This is a genomic window from Streptomyces avidinii (assembly GCF_045161815.1).
GTDB classification, from domain to species: Bacteria; Actinomycetota; Actinomycetes; order Streptomycetales; family Streptomycetaceae; genus Streptomyces; species Streptomyces avidinii.
The window spans coordinates 5,860,406-5,872,345 of sequence record NZ_CP108863.1 but is presented as its reverse complement, the minus strand read 5'-3'; the positions used below and the strand labels follow the sequence as shown (position 1 = coordinate 5,872,345).

Below are 11,940 nucleotides of genomic sequence, written 5' to 3'. Positions count from 1 at the left end.
GCCCCAGCGTGCGCCGCCGGTGTTACACGGGCGGCCGCCGCGCGTTACGGCCCTGGGTGCTCCCCCTCAGCGCCGGCCGCCGGCCCCGGTGAGGCCGCGGCCCGGTCCGGCGTGCGGGCCGCGGCGAGAGCTGCGGTGAGCGCCGGCCGCAGCTCGGGCCGGTCGAGGACCTCCACGAACATGATCCGTCCGTGGACGACGTCGAGGATCAGGTAGCCGCGGTCCGCGGAGAGCGGCACGTTGCGGTGGCCCGGGCCGTACGGCCCGGTCGGGCGGCGTTCGGTGTAGAAGCTCTGGCAGAAGTCGTCGCCGCAGCCGCAGTCCGCGACGATGCGCAGGTCGTTGGCGCAGATGGCGAGTTCGCGCTCGCCCTCCTCCTCCAGCAGCCGCACGAGTTCGGCCGCCAGGGCGGGGAGGACGTCGCGCACGAGGGGTGCGGCGCGCTCCTGGTCCTGGGCCGGGGCACGCTCCTGGGCTTGATCTTCCTGTTCCACAGGCCGGACCGTAGTCCGGCGCCCCGCCGACGGCACGCGAATAACCGGCGGTCGGGGCGGGGCGCCGGGCCGGTCACCGGCCCGTCAGGTACTTCACCGTCAGGCCGGCCGTCCAGCCGCCGTCGACGGCGAGCTCGGCGCCCGTCATGTACCCGGCGGCGTCCGAGAGGAGGAAGGCGATCGCGGCCGCGATCTCCTCGGGCACGCCGACGCGGCCCAGCGGGGCGCCGGGGTAGTTGCCCTCGCCCGCCCGGATGCCGATCGGGGCGGTCATCGGGGTCAGCGTCATGCCGGGGTGCACGGAGTTGACGCGGATCCCCGCCTCGGCGAGCTCCACCGCGCCGATCTTCGACAGGCCGCGCACGCCCCACTTGGAGGCCCCGTACCCGGCGGTGAGCGCGAGGCCGGTCAGGCCGGCGGCGGAGGAGATGTTGACGATGGACCCGCCGCCGTTCGCGCGCAGCAGCGGGATCGCGGCCTTGATGCCGATGAACACGCCCACCAGGTTGATCTCGACGACCCGGCGGAAGTGCTCGACGCTCTCGTGTTCCAGGAACCGGCCGGTGGATATGCCCGCGTTGTTCACCAGGCCGTCGATGCGGCCGAACTCGGCGACCGCGTACTCCAGGGCCGCCTGCCAGTCCGCCTCGCTCGTCACGTCGTGCCGGACGAAGCGCGCCGCGTCCCCGAGCTTCGCGGCCGTCCCGGCGCCCTCCGCCTCCAGCACGTCGGTGATCAGTACCCGGCCGCCGCCGTCCACGACGGCCTGTGCGGCTGCGGCGCCCAGGCCGCGGGCTCCACCGGTGATGACGACGACCTTGCCGCTCAGATCCACAACAGCCACGGTTCCACACCCCTGACGCTCTCGTACGGGACTGACCGGCATATGACTAATCGGCATAACCGGCGCCGCGTCAGTCTGCCAGAGCGGCCAGCGCCCGCGACACCCCTTCCTCCTTCGGTCCCAGGAAGTGCGGGGCGGGCTTGAAGACCGCGTCCAGCGCCGCCTTGCCCGCCGCGAAGACCTCGCGGGTCTCGCCGTAGTACCAGGTGGCGTCGTGCACGTCGGCCACCCCGACGCCGTACGAGTCCAGGCCCGCCGCCTGGCACAGCGCGACGGCCCGGCGGATGTGGAAGCCCTGGGTGACCAGCACGGCCCGCTCCACACCGAAGATCTCCTTGGCCCGTACGCAGGAGTCCCAGGTGTCGAAGCCCGCGTAGTCGCTGACGATCCGGGTGTCCGGCACCCCCTGGCCCGTGAGGTACGTCCGCATCGCGTTCGGCTCGTCGTACTCGGTGCGGCTGTTGTCCCCGGTGACCAGGACGACCCTGACCTTGCCGGTGCGGTACAGCTCGGCGGCGGCGTCCAGCCGGTCGGCCAGGTAGGGGGTGGGCCGCCCCCGCCACAGGCCCGCGCCGAACACCACGGCCACCTCGGCGGCGGGCGCGTCGGCCGTGGTCCGCAGCCGGTCGGCGGCCACCGCGTGCATCCACGCCGAGGGCAGCAGCGCCAGCACACAGCCCGCCATGACGGTCTGCACCGCCAGCCGCCGCGTCCGTACGCTGCGCAGCGCCGCCACCGCCCGGCTCCACTCGACTCTCGGCAGGCGCGGTCGGCGCATCATCCATCCCCTGGTTTCTCGGCTGCTGGTCCGCTGGTCAGGACGCGTACGGGCGCCGCGCGGTTCACCCGGGCCCGCAGGCCGGGCGGGCGGGCCGGGCGGGCACCCCGCGCGCCGCCACCGGCTCCGACAACCGCGCCGGCCGCCCTGTGAGCACCCGGCAAACACCCGTCATCCCCGCGCAACGCACCGGCAATCTCCGGCGCGCAGGATCGATTCATGACGGAGCCGGTGCACCCTCCCGAATTTCCCGCCCTCCCCTTCGACAGCACGGCCGAGCTCCTCGGCCGCATCACCCTCCAGCTGGGCACCCAGCTCAGCGGCCTGCGCCGACCCGGAGTCCGCCCATGCAGCCCACCCTCGTCGCCGTGGCCCACGGCAGCCGTGACCCGCGCGCCCTGCACACCGCCCGCGCCCTCCTCGACCGGGTCCGCGAGCTCCGCCCGCGCCTCGACGTCCGGCTCGGCCACATCGAGCTGAACGAGCCGCTGCTCGACGACACCCTGAGCGGGCTGTCCGGCTCGGCGGTGCTCGTCCCGCTGCTGCTCGGCCGCGGGTACCACGTCAAGCGTGATCTCCCGGCGGCCGCCGCCCGGGCCGGACACCTGCTCACCCGCGTCGCCGCACCGCTGGGTCCGCATCCGCTGCTCGTCGAGGCCCTGTACGAGCGGCTCCTGGAGACGGGCTGGACCCCGGCCCCCGGTTCGGCCGTCGTGCTGGCCGCCGCCGGTTCCCGCGACCCCGACTCGGCGGCCGACACGCGCCGCACCGCCGCCCTGCTCTCCGAACGCCTCGGCGGCGTCCCGGTGACCCCCGCCTACGCCTCCGCCGCCGCGCCGACCGCCCCCGACGCGGTCCGGGCCCTTGCCGCCCGAGGGCACCACCGGATCGCCGTGGCCTCGTACTTCGCCGCTCCCGGCCGCTTCGCCACCCAGACCGCAGCGGCCGCGCCGGGCAACGCCGCCGCTCCGCTGGGCGACCACCCGGCCCTGGCCCGCCTGTTGCTGCACCGCTACGACGAGGCGCGCACCCTCCCCCTCGACCTGGCGCGGCCGGAACTGCTCTCCGCCTGATCCCGATTTGTCAGAGGTTCCGGTTACCGTCTAGTCATGGAAGGCACCACGCACGCCCTCACCGACGACCACCACGGCCTCTACGGCGCGGCCGACACCGAGCGATGGGCCACCGAGCCCGACAAACGGCCCGGCCGGACCGCCTTCCAGCGCGACCGCGCCCGCGTGCTGCACTCCGCCGCCCTGCGCCGGCTCGCCGGGAAGACCCAGGTCGTCACCCCGGGCAGCCGTTCGTACGACTGGGACGCGAGCCCTCGTACCCGCCTCACCCACTCGCTGGAGTGCGCCCAGGTCGGGCGGGAGCTCGGCGCCGCGCTCGGCTGCGACCCCGACCTCGTCGAAGCCGCCTGCCTCTCCCACGACATGGGCCACCCGCCCTTCGGCCACAACGGCGAGGAGGCGCTCAACGAGTTCGCCAAGGACTGCGGGGGCTTCGAGGGCAACGCCCAGTCGCTGCGCCTGCTGACCCGCCTGGAGCCCAAGCGCTTCGTGCCCAATCCGGCGAGCGGGGAACTCGTCAGCGTCGGCCTCAACCTCACCCGGGCCTGCCTGGACGCCGCCACCAAGTACCCGTGGGCGCGCGGGGACCACCCCACCGACCCCGACTCGGTGAAGTTCGGAGCGTACGAGGACGACCTGCCCGTCTTCGCCTGGCTGCGCCGCGGCGCACCCGCGGACCGCAAGTGCTTCGAGGCCCAGGTCATGGACTGGGCCGACGACGTCGCGTACTCCGTCCACGACTTCGAGGACGGCCTGCACGCCGGCCACCTCGACCCCAACCTCCTCTTCTCGGAGCCCGAGCGCACGGCGATCTGGCAGGTCGCCATCGGCCGGTACGTCCCCGCCGACACCGCGCCCGAGGAGCTGCGGGCCGCCCTCGACCGGCTGATGGAGGAGGAGTGGTGGCCGCACGGGTACGACGGCTCGGCCGTCGCCCAGGCCCGGCTGAAGGACGCCACGAGCCAGCTGATCGGCCGGTTCTGCCTGGCCGCCGAGGGGGCCACGCGGGAGGCGTACGGCTCCGGCCGCCTCACCCGCTACGGCGCCGAACTGGTGGTCCCGCGCGAGGCGCGCAACGAGTGCGCGGTGCTCAAGGCTGTCGCCGACCTGTACGTCATGCAGCGCGACGAGCAGGAACGGATCCGCGCCGACCAGCGCATCGTCCTGGCCGAACTGGCGGAGGCGCTCAGCGCCCGCGCGCCCGAGGGACTGGACCCGCAGTTCCGGGCGACCTTCGACGCGGCCCCGGACGACCGGGCCAGGAAAAGGGCGGTCATCGACCAGATCGCGTGCCTCACGGACGCATCCGCCCGTTCCCTTCACGCACGCCTCACCCGGCGCGGCCGACGCGCCGAAAGGTGAGCCGATCGAGCCACTCCCCCTTCACGCGGCAGGCTCGGTGCGGGACGCTCGCATGTGCTCGCATGTGGCGGAGAGGTTATGAGGAGGCATCAGGTGGTCGACGCACACCGGACATTCGTCATCGTCGGCGCAGGGCTCGCCGGGGCCAAGGCGGCCGAAGCGCTGAGGTCCGAGGGGTTCACGGGGCGGGTGATCCTGATCGGCGACGAGCGCGACCATCCGTACGAACGCCCTCCGCTGTCCAAGGGCTACCTGACGGGCAAGGAGGACCGGGAGAGCGTCTTCGTCCACGAGCCGTCCTGGTACGCGGCCGCCGACGTCGAGCTGCACCTCGGCCAGCCGGCGGTGCACCTCGACCGGGACGCCAAGAAGGTGCTCCTCGGCGACGGCACGGTCCTGCACTACGACAAGCTGCTGCTGGCCACCGGCGCCGAGCCGCGCCGGCTCGACATCCCCGGCACCGATCTGGCCGGGGTGCACCACCTGCGGCGCCTCGCGCACGCGGAACGGCTGAAGGGCGTCCTGGCCGGTCTCGGCCGGGACAACGGTCACCTGCTGATCGCGGGCGCCGGGTGGATCGGCCTGGAGGTGGCGGCCGCGGCCCGCGGCTACGGCGCGGAGGTCACCGTCGTCGAGCCGGAAGCCACGCCGCTGCACACGGTCCTCGGCCCGGAGATCGGCCGGCTCTTCGCGGACCTGCACGCCGATCACGGGGTGCGGTTCCACTTCGGGGCGCGGCTGACCGAGATCGTCGGCCACGACGGCATGGTGCTGGCCGCCCGTACGGACGACGGGGACGAGCACCCGGCGCACGCGGTGCTCGCCGCCATCGGGGCCGCCCCGCGGACCGCGCTCGCCGAGACCGCCGGGCTCGCCCTGGTCGACCGGGAGCACGGCGGCGGGATCGCGGTGGACTCGTCCCTGCGCACCTCCGACCCGGACGTGTACGCGGTCGGGGACGTGGCCGCCGCGCACCACCCGACGCTCGGGACCCGGCTGCGGGTGGAGCACTGGGCCAACGCGCTGAACGGCGGACCGGCCGCCGCTCGGGCGATGCTGGGACAGGAGGCCGGCTACGACCGCGTGCCGTACTTCTTCTCGGACCAGTACGACGTGGGCCTGGAGTACTCGGGGTACGCGCCGCCCGGCGGCTACGACCAGGTGCTGATCCGCGGGGACGTGGGCAAGCGGGAGTTCATCGCGTTCTGGCTGTCGGAGGGGCGGGTGCTGGCCGGAATGAACGTGAACGTCTGGGATGTCACCGAGCACATCCAGGCTCTGATCAGGTCAAAGGCCCCGGTCAACCGCGAGGCACTGGCGGACCCGTCCGTTCCGCTCGACGCCCTGGTGCGGTCCCAGGGGGCCTGACAGGATTGCCGGCGCCCGGCCGTAGACTTCACGGGTGGCAGGACGGATCAACGACGACGACGTGAAGGCGGTACGGGACGCGGTCCCGATCGACGCCGTGGTCTCCGAGTACCTCCAGCTGCGCAACGCGGGCGGCGGCAACCTCAAGGGCCTGTGCCCCTTCCACGACGAGAAGTCCCCTTCCTTCCAGGTCAGCCCCAGCAAGGGGCTCTACCACTGCTTCGGCTGCCAGGCGGGCGGGGACACCCTCGACTTCGTCATGAAGATCGACCACCTCTCCTTCTCGGAGGCGGTCGAGCGCCTGGCCGGCCTGGCCGGCATCACCCTGCGGTACGAGGAGGGCGGCTACACCGCCGGCACCAGCGGCCGCGGTGACCGCATCCGGCTGGTCGAGGCGCACAAGGCCGCCGCCCAGTTCTACGTCGACCAGCTGGGCAGCCCCGAGGCGGAGATCGGCCGCAAGTTCCTGGCGGAGCGCGGCTTCGACCAGGCCGCGGCCACGCACTTCAGCGTGGGCTACAGCCCGGCCGGATGGGACCACCTGACCCGCTTCCTGCGCGGGAAGGGCTTCAGCGACAAGGAGCTGATCACCTCCGGGCTCGCCCAGGACAGCCGCAGCGGCAAGCCGATCGACCGCTTCCGCGGTCGCCTGATGTGGCCGATCCGCGACATCAGCGGCGAGGTGGTCGGCTTCGGCGCGCGCAAGCTGCGCGACGACGACAACGGGCCGAAGTACCTGAACACCCCCGAGACGGCCATCTACCGCAAGTCCCAGGTGCTGTACGGCATCGACCTGGCGAAGAAGGAGATCGCGAAGACCTCCCGGGCCGTGGTGGTCGAGGGCTACACGGACGTGATGGCCTGCCACATGGCCGGGGTCACCACCGCGATCGCGACCTGCGGCACGGCCTTCGGCGGGGACCACATCAAGATCCTGCGCCGGCTGCTGATGGACAACGCCACCGCCGAGGTGATCTTCACCTTCGACGGCGACGCGGCGGGCCAGAAGGCCGCGCTGCGGGCCTTCGAGGACGACCAGAAGTTCGCGGCGGAGACCTCGATCACCATCGCCCCCGGCGGGATGGACCCCTGCGACCTGCGCCTCGCCCAGGGCGACGCGGCCGTGTCCGGCCTGGTGGAGGCCCGCACGCCGCTGTTCGAGTTCGCCCTGCGGCACATCGTGTCCCGGCACAACCTGGAGAACCCGGCGGGCCGGGCGGCCGCGCTGGCCGAGGCCGCGCCGGTCGTCGCGAGCATCAAGGACCTCTCGATCCAGCACGAGTCGGCGGTCCAGCTGGCGGGCATGCTGGGCATCCTCGACGAGCCGTTCGTGGTCAAGCGGGTCGCGCAGCTGGCCCGCTGGGCCCGCGAGCGCGGCCAGGGCGACGGGCCGCAGGGCGGCCGCCCCGGCGGGGACCGGCAGCGGGGCCGCCCGTCCCACGAGGCCGCTCCCGCGCCCGCCGCCCAACCGGCCGGCGGTCCCGCGCTGAACCTGCGCAGCCCGGCGCACCGCACCGAGCGCGAGCTGCTGAAGCTCGCCCTCCAGCGGCCTGCCCTGGTCTCCCCCGCCTTCGACGCGTACGGGATCGACGAGTTCACCGCCCCGCCCTACGCCGCGGTCCGCCAGGCCATCCAGGATGCGGGCGGCGCCTCGCAGGCCACCGACGACTACCTGGCGCGGGTCCGCGAGGCCGCCCCGAACGACACCGTCCGCGCGATGGTCACGGAGCTGGCGGTCGAGGCCATCCACGCCAAGACGGTGGACGAGATCTACGCCGGGGTCCAGCTGGTCCAGGTCCGCCTGCGTGCCGTCGACCGACGGGTCCTGGAGATCCAGGGCACCATGACGCGCCTGAGCCCGCAGGCCCCGCCGGAGCAGCACGCGGCCGTCCAGCAGGAGCTGTGGGTGCTCCAGCAGTACGGCCAGCGGCTGCGCAACCGCGGCGCCGAGGGTCTGTAGCCGCGGTTCAGCGGCGCGCGAACCAGTCGCCGCCGGGGATCTCCCTACCCGTTTCCCGCAGGTCACGGGCTATCAGCGGGGACGCCAGATAGACCCAGGCGCGGACCGTGGTGCCGCCGGGGCGCAGGGCCGGCCGGGCGATCCGGTCGTAGATGTTCCCCGGGCGGCCCGGGCCCTCGTACTCCTCCAGCTGGTCCAGCGCGGCGAGCAGCTTCCCATACGCGCCCGGCGCCGCCGTGATCAGTTCGCCGACGATCGCGGTGCCGGGGCGGTGGACCGCGTACGGGTATCCGGGGCCGTCGTAGAGCACCGCGTCCGGGAGGACGGCGGGCTCCTCCCGGGCCGTGCGGCCGCGCAGGAAGAGGTCGTGGTTGACCTCGCCCGGGCGCAGGGTCCCGTAGACGAAGAACGGGAGCGGATCGCTCGGGTCCGGTAGCCGTTCGACCGATGTCACGGGGCCCTCCCTCGGGTATGGCGCGGCAGTGCGCGGGCCGGGCCGAAAGTCCCGGCCTTCCCGCGTCCCACCACCGTACGCACCGCTGTTGCACAACCTCCCGGCGGCCGTGACCCGGGCCGTCCAGCGTCGACGATGTCCCCTTCCGCCTCACGGTTCCGGGTCCATGACACCTCCGTCCCGCCGCCTCCCCGCCGCCCTCCTGTGCGTCTGCGCACTCGCCGCCGGCGGCTGCTCCGTGCCCGGCGGCGGGCTCGGCGCCACGACGCCCGCGCCGCCGGTGTCCAGCCAGCCGCACCCCGAACCGCTCTGGCCCGCCTGGTCCTCGGCACCCGGTGCGGCGGTGGGCCGAACTGCTGCCGCCGGGGCGGCCGACGGAGCTGGTGCGGGACCGGGTCGCGGCGCTTCGGACGCTGACCGAGGACCTGCTGGAGGTGGCCCGGCTCGACGCGAACCGGGAGGAGCCGCAGTGGGAGGCCCACCCACTGGGGCCGCTGGTGGAGTCGATCACGCGGCGTTCGGGGGTGGCGGCGGAGGTAGTCGGCGGGCGGACGCCGACCCGGGTGCGCACCGACGTACGGAGGCTGGAGCGGATCCTGGCGAACCTGCTGGCCAATGCCCGGCGGCACGGCGGGGATCCGGTGACGGTGACGGTGACGGTGACGGGGACGGGGACGGGGACGACCGTGACGGTACGGGACCGCGGGCCCGGTTTCCCGGAGCGGCTGCTGCGGGAGGGTCCCCAGCGGTTCCTGACGGGCGCGCCCGAACGCGGCCGGGGCACGGGTCTGGGGCTGACCATCGCGCTCGGCCAGGCGCAGGTCATCGGGGCCCGGGTCACGCTCACGAACCCGGCCCCCGCGGGTGCCTCGGCGACGGTGACGCTGCCGCCGGCCTGACGTGCGGGCGGGCGGCAGGCGGCAGGCGGCAGGCGGCAGGCGGAATCACCCGGACGGAGCGGACGGCCCCGATGGCCTCAGCTACGGGTCCGACCTGCGAAAACGTGGTGCCGGCGGGCAGGGAAGGGCATACCTGACGGGACATCAGCAGGCGCGCGGTGAGTGGGCCGGGTTTCCTCGGAATCACGACCCCGTGTCTCCAGGAGAGTCCCCATGCGCCGACGTACCGCACACGTGCTGACCGCGACCGTGCTGACCGCCGCCGCGTTCACCGGGCCGGTCGCCGGCGCGGTCGCCGCCGCGGACCTCGGCATGGTGGGCTTCGCGCCCGGGGACTTCTCGCCGCTGGAGGTGTGGCCCAAGTCCGCCGCCCCCGGCGCCACCGTCACCGTGAACACCACCGCCTGCGGCAGCGGAAGTCACGCGGACGGCGATGCCACGACGGTCGGCGGAGGCCGGTTCAAGCTGGTCCCGGGCACCCACAAGGAGGTGGTCGTGGGGCAGTTCCACGTCGCCCGGACCCGCCCCGGCACCTACGGCATCGGCGCGACCTGCGCGAACGGCAAGTTCGCCACCGGCGACCTGATCGTCACCGAACGCGGCCCGCAGGGCCACGTCAACACCGGGGTGGGCGGTGGCACAACCACCACCACCGACCCCGCCAAGATCGCGGCGGGAGCGGCCGTGCTGGCCGCTGCCGCCGTCGGCGGTACCTGGCTCCTGCGTCGCCGGGCGAGCGGCACGCGGAGCTGACGGACGCCCACCGCGGCTGCGGCCGCGGTCCGACCGGTACCGTCCCCCGTCGCCCGCCCCGCGAGGTCCCCCCCGTTCGCGGGGCCGGGCGACGGCCAGTCACCCCGAAACGGAAACGGAAGCCGAGGGGGTAACGCATGGGTGGCGATTTCGGTGGCGCGCGGAGCCGGGTCCCCCGCACCCCCACCGCCCGCCACGGAGGCCTCGTCGCGCTCGCCGCGTGCGTCGGCATCTGGCTCGTCACCAGCGGTTCCCGCGAGCCGGTCGGACCGCCGCTGCCCTCCCCCGCCGAGTCCCTGACCGCCGCGGGCGCCGTGGGGCCCGGTATCGCCCCGCTCCCCGGTTCACCCCCGGGCCGGATCCGGATCCCCGCCATCCGGGTCGACGCCCCGCTGACCGGGCTCGGGCTGGATGCGCACGGCAGCCTCGAAGTACCGCCGCCCGACCGGCGCGACCTGGCCGGCTGGTACCGCGACGGCACCACCCCGGGCGCCACCGGCACCGCCGTCATCGCCGGGCACGTGGACGACGCCGCCGGGCCGGGGGTCTTCTACCACCTGGGTGCGCTGCGCCGCGGGGCGTCCATCGAGATCCCGCGCGCGGACGGCCGTACGGCGGTGTTCACGGTCCACGCGGTCGAGGTCTACGACGCCAAGGCCTTCCCCGACACCCGCGTGTACGGGCCGTCGGGGCGAGCCGAGCTGCGGGTGATCACCTGCGGCGGCGGCTTCTCACCGCGCACGGGCTATCGCGGCAACGTGGTCGTCTTCGCACACCTCACCGGGACGTACTAGGCCGTCTCTTTCGGGAGTTTCCTGCAGGGGGTCAGCCCCACTGCTCCAGGCCCAGCTTGACCACCAGCGCGCCCACCACCGTGAGCAGCACGCCGCGGACGAAGCCGCTGCCCTTCTTGAGCGCCATCCGGGCGCCGATCATGCCGCCGGCCAGGTTGAACACCGCCATCAGCGCGGCCAGCTGCCACAGCACCATGCCCTGATAGGCGAACATCGCGAGCGCCCCGGCGTTGGTGCAGCAGTTCACGATCTTGGCGGTGGCGGAGGCGGTGACCAGGTCGAGGTGGAGCAGCGCGGTGAGCGCGAGCACCAGGAAGGTGCCGGTGCCGGGCCCGATCAGGCCGTCGTAGAAGCCGATGCCGAGGCCCGCGAGCCCGATGGTGAGCAGCACCCGCTGCCGGCTGACGGGCGCGGTCGAGGGGGCGGTGCCGAAGCCCGGCTTGAAGATCACGACACCGGCGACGATCACGAGCACCCCCATGATCAGCGGGCGGAGCGCGTCCTTGCTGATGCCGCCCGCGAGCGCGGCGCCGCCCATCGAGCCGGCGAGCGCGGCCAGGCCGATCCGGACGGCCAGCTTCACGTTCACCGGGGCCTTGCGGACGTACGTCACGGCCGCCCCGGCGGTGCCGACGATGGCCACGGCCTTGTTGGTACCGAGGACGGTGGCGGGGTGGGCGCCCGGCAGGCCGAGCAGGAGGGCGGGCAGGAGCAGCAGGCCGCCGCCGCCCACCACCGCATCGATCCAGCCGGCGGCCGCCGCGGCCACGCACAGGACGACAATCATGGTCGTTGATATGTCAGGCACGACTCGACCTTATGGAGCTGTCCGGTGCAGTGACCATCAATCCCCGGAAACTTGCGCAAAGGTTGAGGTTTGCCGGGCCGGGACCCGGTCCGGCGCCACCGGAGCGGCCGGGTCCACGGCCGCCGTCAGCACGCTCGCGGCCAGCACACTGGCCGCCCCCAGCCCCGCCGCCAGCCGCCGCGCGGGCGGTACGCAGGCCAGCGCGGCGAGTGCGGCCCGCACCGGCGAGGGGCGGCGCGGCTTGCGGTGCCGGGCCGTCGTCGCCGGGCCCCCGGAGCCGACGGGTACGGAAAGGGCGACGTGCAGCGGGTGACGCATGGGGCGGTGACTCCTCAGGGGGGAAACGCGGGCAA

Annotated in this window: 13 protein-coding genes; 7 read left to right on the top strand and 6 right to left on the bottom strand. The window is 74.1% G+C overall.

The genetic code is table 11. The features are described from left to right. Positions 1-44: 44 nt before the first annotated feature. The 3 genes from OG373_RS26335 to OG373_RS26325 all read right to left on the bottom strand — a co-directional run bounded on the left by OG373_RS26335 (position 45) and on the right by OG373_RS26325 (position 2,116). Entirely contained in the window at positions 45-494 is a 450-nt protein-coding gene (locus tag OG373_RS26335) for a hypothetical protein (protein WP_405440718.1), read from the bottom strand. Positions 495-567: 73 nt separating this feature from the next. Further along, positions 568-1,380 carry a glucose 1-dehydrogenase gene (locus OG373_RS26330; RefSeq protein WP_405440717.1) on the bottom strand — a complete coding sequence of 271 codons (813 nt, stop codon included), beginning with the start codon at positions 1,378-1,380 and terminating at the stop codon, positions 568-570. 28 nt (positions 1,381-1,408) lie between these two features. Further along, entirely contained in the window at positions 1,409-2,116 is a 708-nt protein-coding gene (locus OG373_RS26325; protein ID WP_405440716.1) for a vancomycin high temperature exclusion protein, read from the bottom strand. A gap of 347 nt (positions 2,117-2,463) precedes the next feature. Between OG373_RS26325 and OG373_RS26320 the strand changes: the two genes are divergently transcribed. The 4 genes from OG373_RS26320 to dnaG all read left to right on the top strand — a co-directional run bounded on the left by OG373_RS26320 (position 2,464) and on the right by dnaG (position 7,879). Next, positions 2,464-3,189 carry a sirohydrochlorin chelatase gene (locus OG373_RS26320; protein ID WP_405440715.1) on the top strand — a complete coding sequence of 242 codons (726 nt, stop codon included), beginning with the start codon at positions 2,464-2,466 and terminating at the stop codon, positions 3,187-3,189. Between the two features lie 36 nt (positions 3,190-3,225). Further along, on the top strand, positions 3,226-4,551 hold the full coding sequence (locus OG373_RS26315) for a deoxyguanosinetriphosphate triphosphohydrolase (RefSeq protein WP_405440714.1): 1,326 nt from the start codon (positions 3,226-3,228) through the stop codon (positions 4,549-4,551). 93 nt (positions 4,552-4,644) lie between these two features. Beyond that, positions 4,645-5,919 (top strand): NAD(P)/FAD-dependent oxidoreductase, encoded by a 1,275-nt coding sequence (locus tag OG373_RS26310; protein WP_405440713.1) that lies wholly within the window; start codon positions 4,645-4,647, stop codon positions 5,917-5,919. A 34-nt stretch (positions 5,920-5,953) separates the two neighbouring features. Beyond that, positions 5,954-7,879, top strand: coding sequence for a DNA primase (gene dnaG / locus OG373_RS26305; RefSeq protein ID WP_405440712.1), 1,926 nt, complete (start codon positions 5,954-5,956; stop codon positions 7,877-7,879). A 7-nt stretch (positions 7,880-7,886) separates the two neighbouring features. Here dnaG and OG373_RS26300 read toward each other — a convergent pair whose 3' ends face one another. Continuing rightward, positions 7,887-8,333 (bottom strand): gamma-glutamylcyclotransferase family protein, encoded by a 447-nt coding sequence (locus OG373_RS26300; protein WP_405440710.1) that lies wholly within the window; start codon positions 8,331-8,333, stop codon positions 7,887-7,889. A 335-nt stretch (positions 8,334-8,668) separates the two neighbouring features. On the opposite strand from OG373_RS26300, the gene OG373_RS26295 reads away from it, so the two are divergent. The 3 genes from OG373_RS26295 to OG373_RS26285 all read left to right on the top strand — a co-directional run bounded on the left by OG373_RS26295 (position 8,669) and on the right by OG373_RS26285 (position 10,779). Further along, positions 8,669-9,232: a sensor histidine kinase gene (locus OG373_RS26295; protein ID WP_405440709.1), complete on the top strand. Its 564-nt coding sequence runs from the start codon at positions 8,669-8,671 to the stop codon at positions 9,230-9,232. 213 nt (positions 9,233-9,445) lie between these two features. After that, the gene (locus OG373_RS26290) at positions 9,446-9,985 is read left to right on the top strand and encodes a hypothetical protein (protein WP_405440708.1); all 540 of its coding nucleotides are present in this window, start codon (positions 9,446-9,448) and stop codon (positions 9,983-9,985) included. Positions 9,986-10,122: 137 nt separating this feature from the next. Then, a complete protein-coding gene (locus OG373_RS26285; RefSeq protein WP_405440707.1) occupies positions 10,123-10,779 on the top strand; it encodes a class F sortase in 657 nt (218 codons plus the stop codon). A gap of 31 nt (positions 10,780-10,810) precedes the next feature. On the opposite strand, the gene OG373_RS26280 is transcribed toward OG373_RS26285, so the two are convergent. Then, positions 10,811-11,587 carry a sulfite exporter TauE/SafE family protein gene (locus OG373_RS26280; RefSeq protein ID WP_405440706.1) on the bottom strand — a complete coding sequence of 259 codons (777 nt, stop codon included), beginning with the start codon at positions 11,585-11,587 and terminating at the stop codon, positions 10,811-10,813. A gap of 36 nt (positions 11,588-11,623) precedes the next feature. After that, complete coding sequence (locus OG373_RS26275; RefSeq protein ID WP_405440705.1) at positions 11,624-11,905, bottom strand: hypothetical protein; 282 nt, start codon at positions 11,903-11,905, stop codon at positions 11,624-11,626. Positions 11,906-11,940: the final 35 nt, after the last annotated feature.

Excerpts from the sequence above, each read along its gene's own strand:
- OG373_RS26315 (WP_405440714.1), top strand. The coding sequence starts at position 3,226 with ATGGAAGGCACCACGCACGCCCTCACCGACGACCACCACGGCCTCTAC.
- OG373_RS26285 (WP_405440707.1), top strand. The coding sequence starts at position 10,123 with ATGGGTGGCGATTTCGGTGGCGCGCGGAGCCGGGTCCCCCGCACCCCC.
- OG373_RS26275 (WP_405440705.1), bottom strand. The coding sequence starts at position 11,905 with ATGCGTCACCCGCTGCACGTCGCCCTTTCCGTACCCGTCGGCTCCGGG.
- OG373_RS26320 (WP_405440715.1), top strand. The coding sequence starts at position 2,464 with ATGCAGCCCACCCTCGTCGCCGTGGCCCACGGCAGCCGTGACCCGCGC.
- OG373_RS26325 (WP_405440716.1), bottom strand. The coding sequence starts at position 2,116 with ATGCGCCGACCGCGCCTGCCGAGAGTCGAGTGGAGCCGGGCGGTGGCG.
- OG373_RS26290 (WP_405440708.1), top strand. The coding sequence starts at position 9,446 with ATGCGCCGACGTACCGCACACGTGCTGACCGCGACCGTGCTGACCGCC.
- OG373_RS26330 (WP_405440717.1), bottom strand. The coding sequence starts at position 1,380 with ATGCCGGTCAGTCCCGTACGAGAGCGTCAGGGGTGTGGAACCGTGGCT.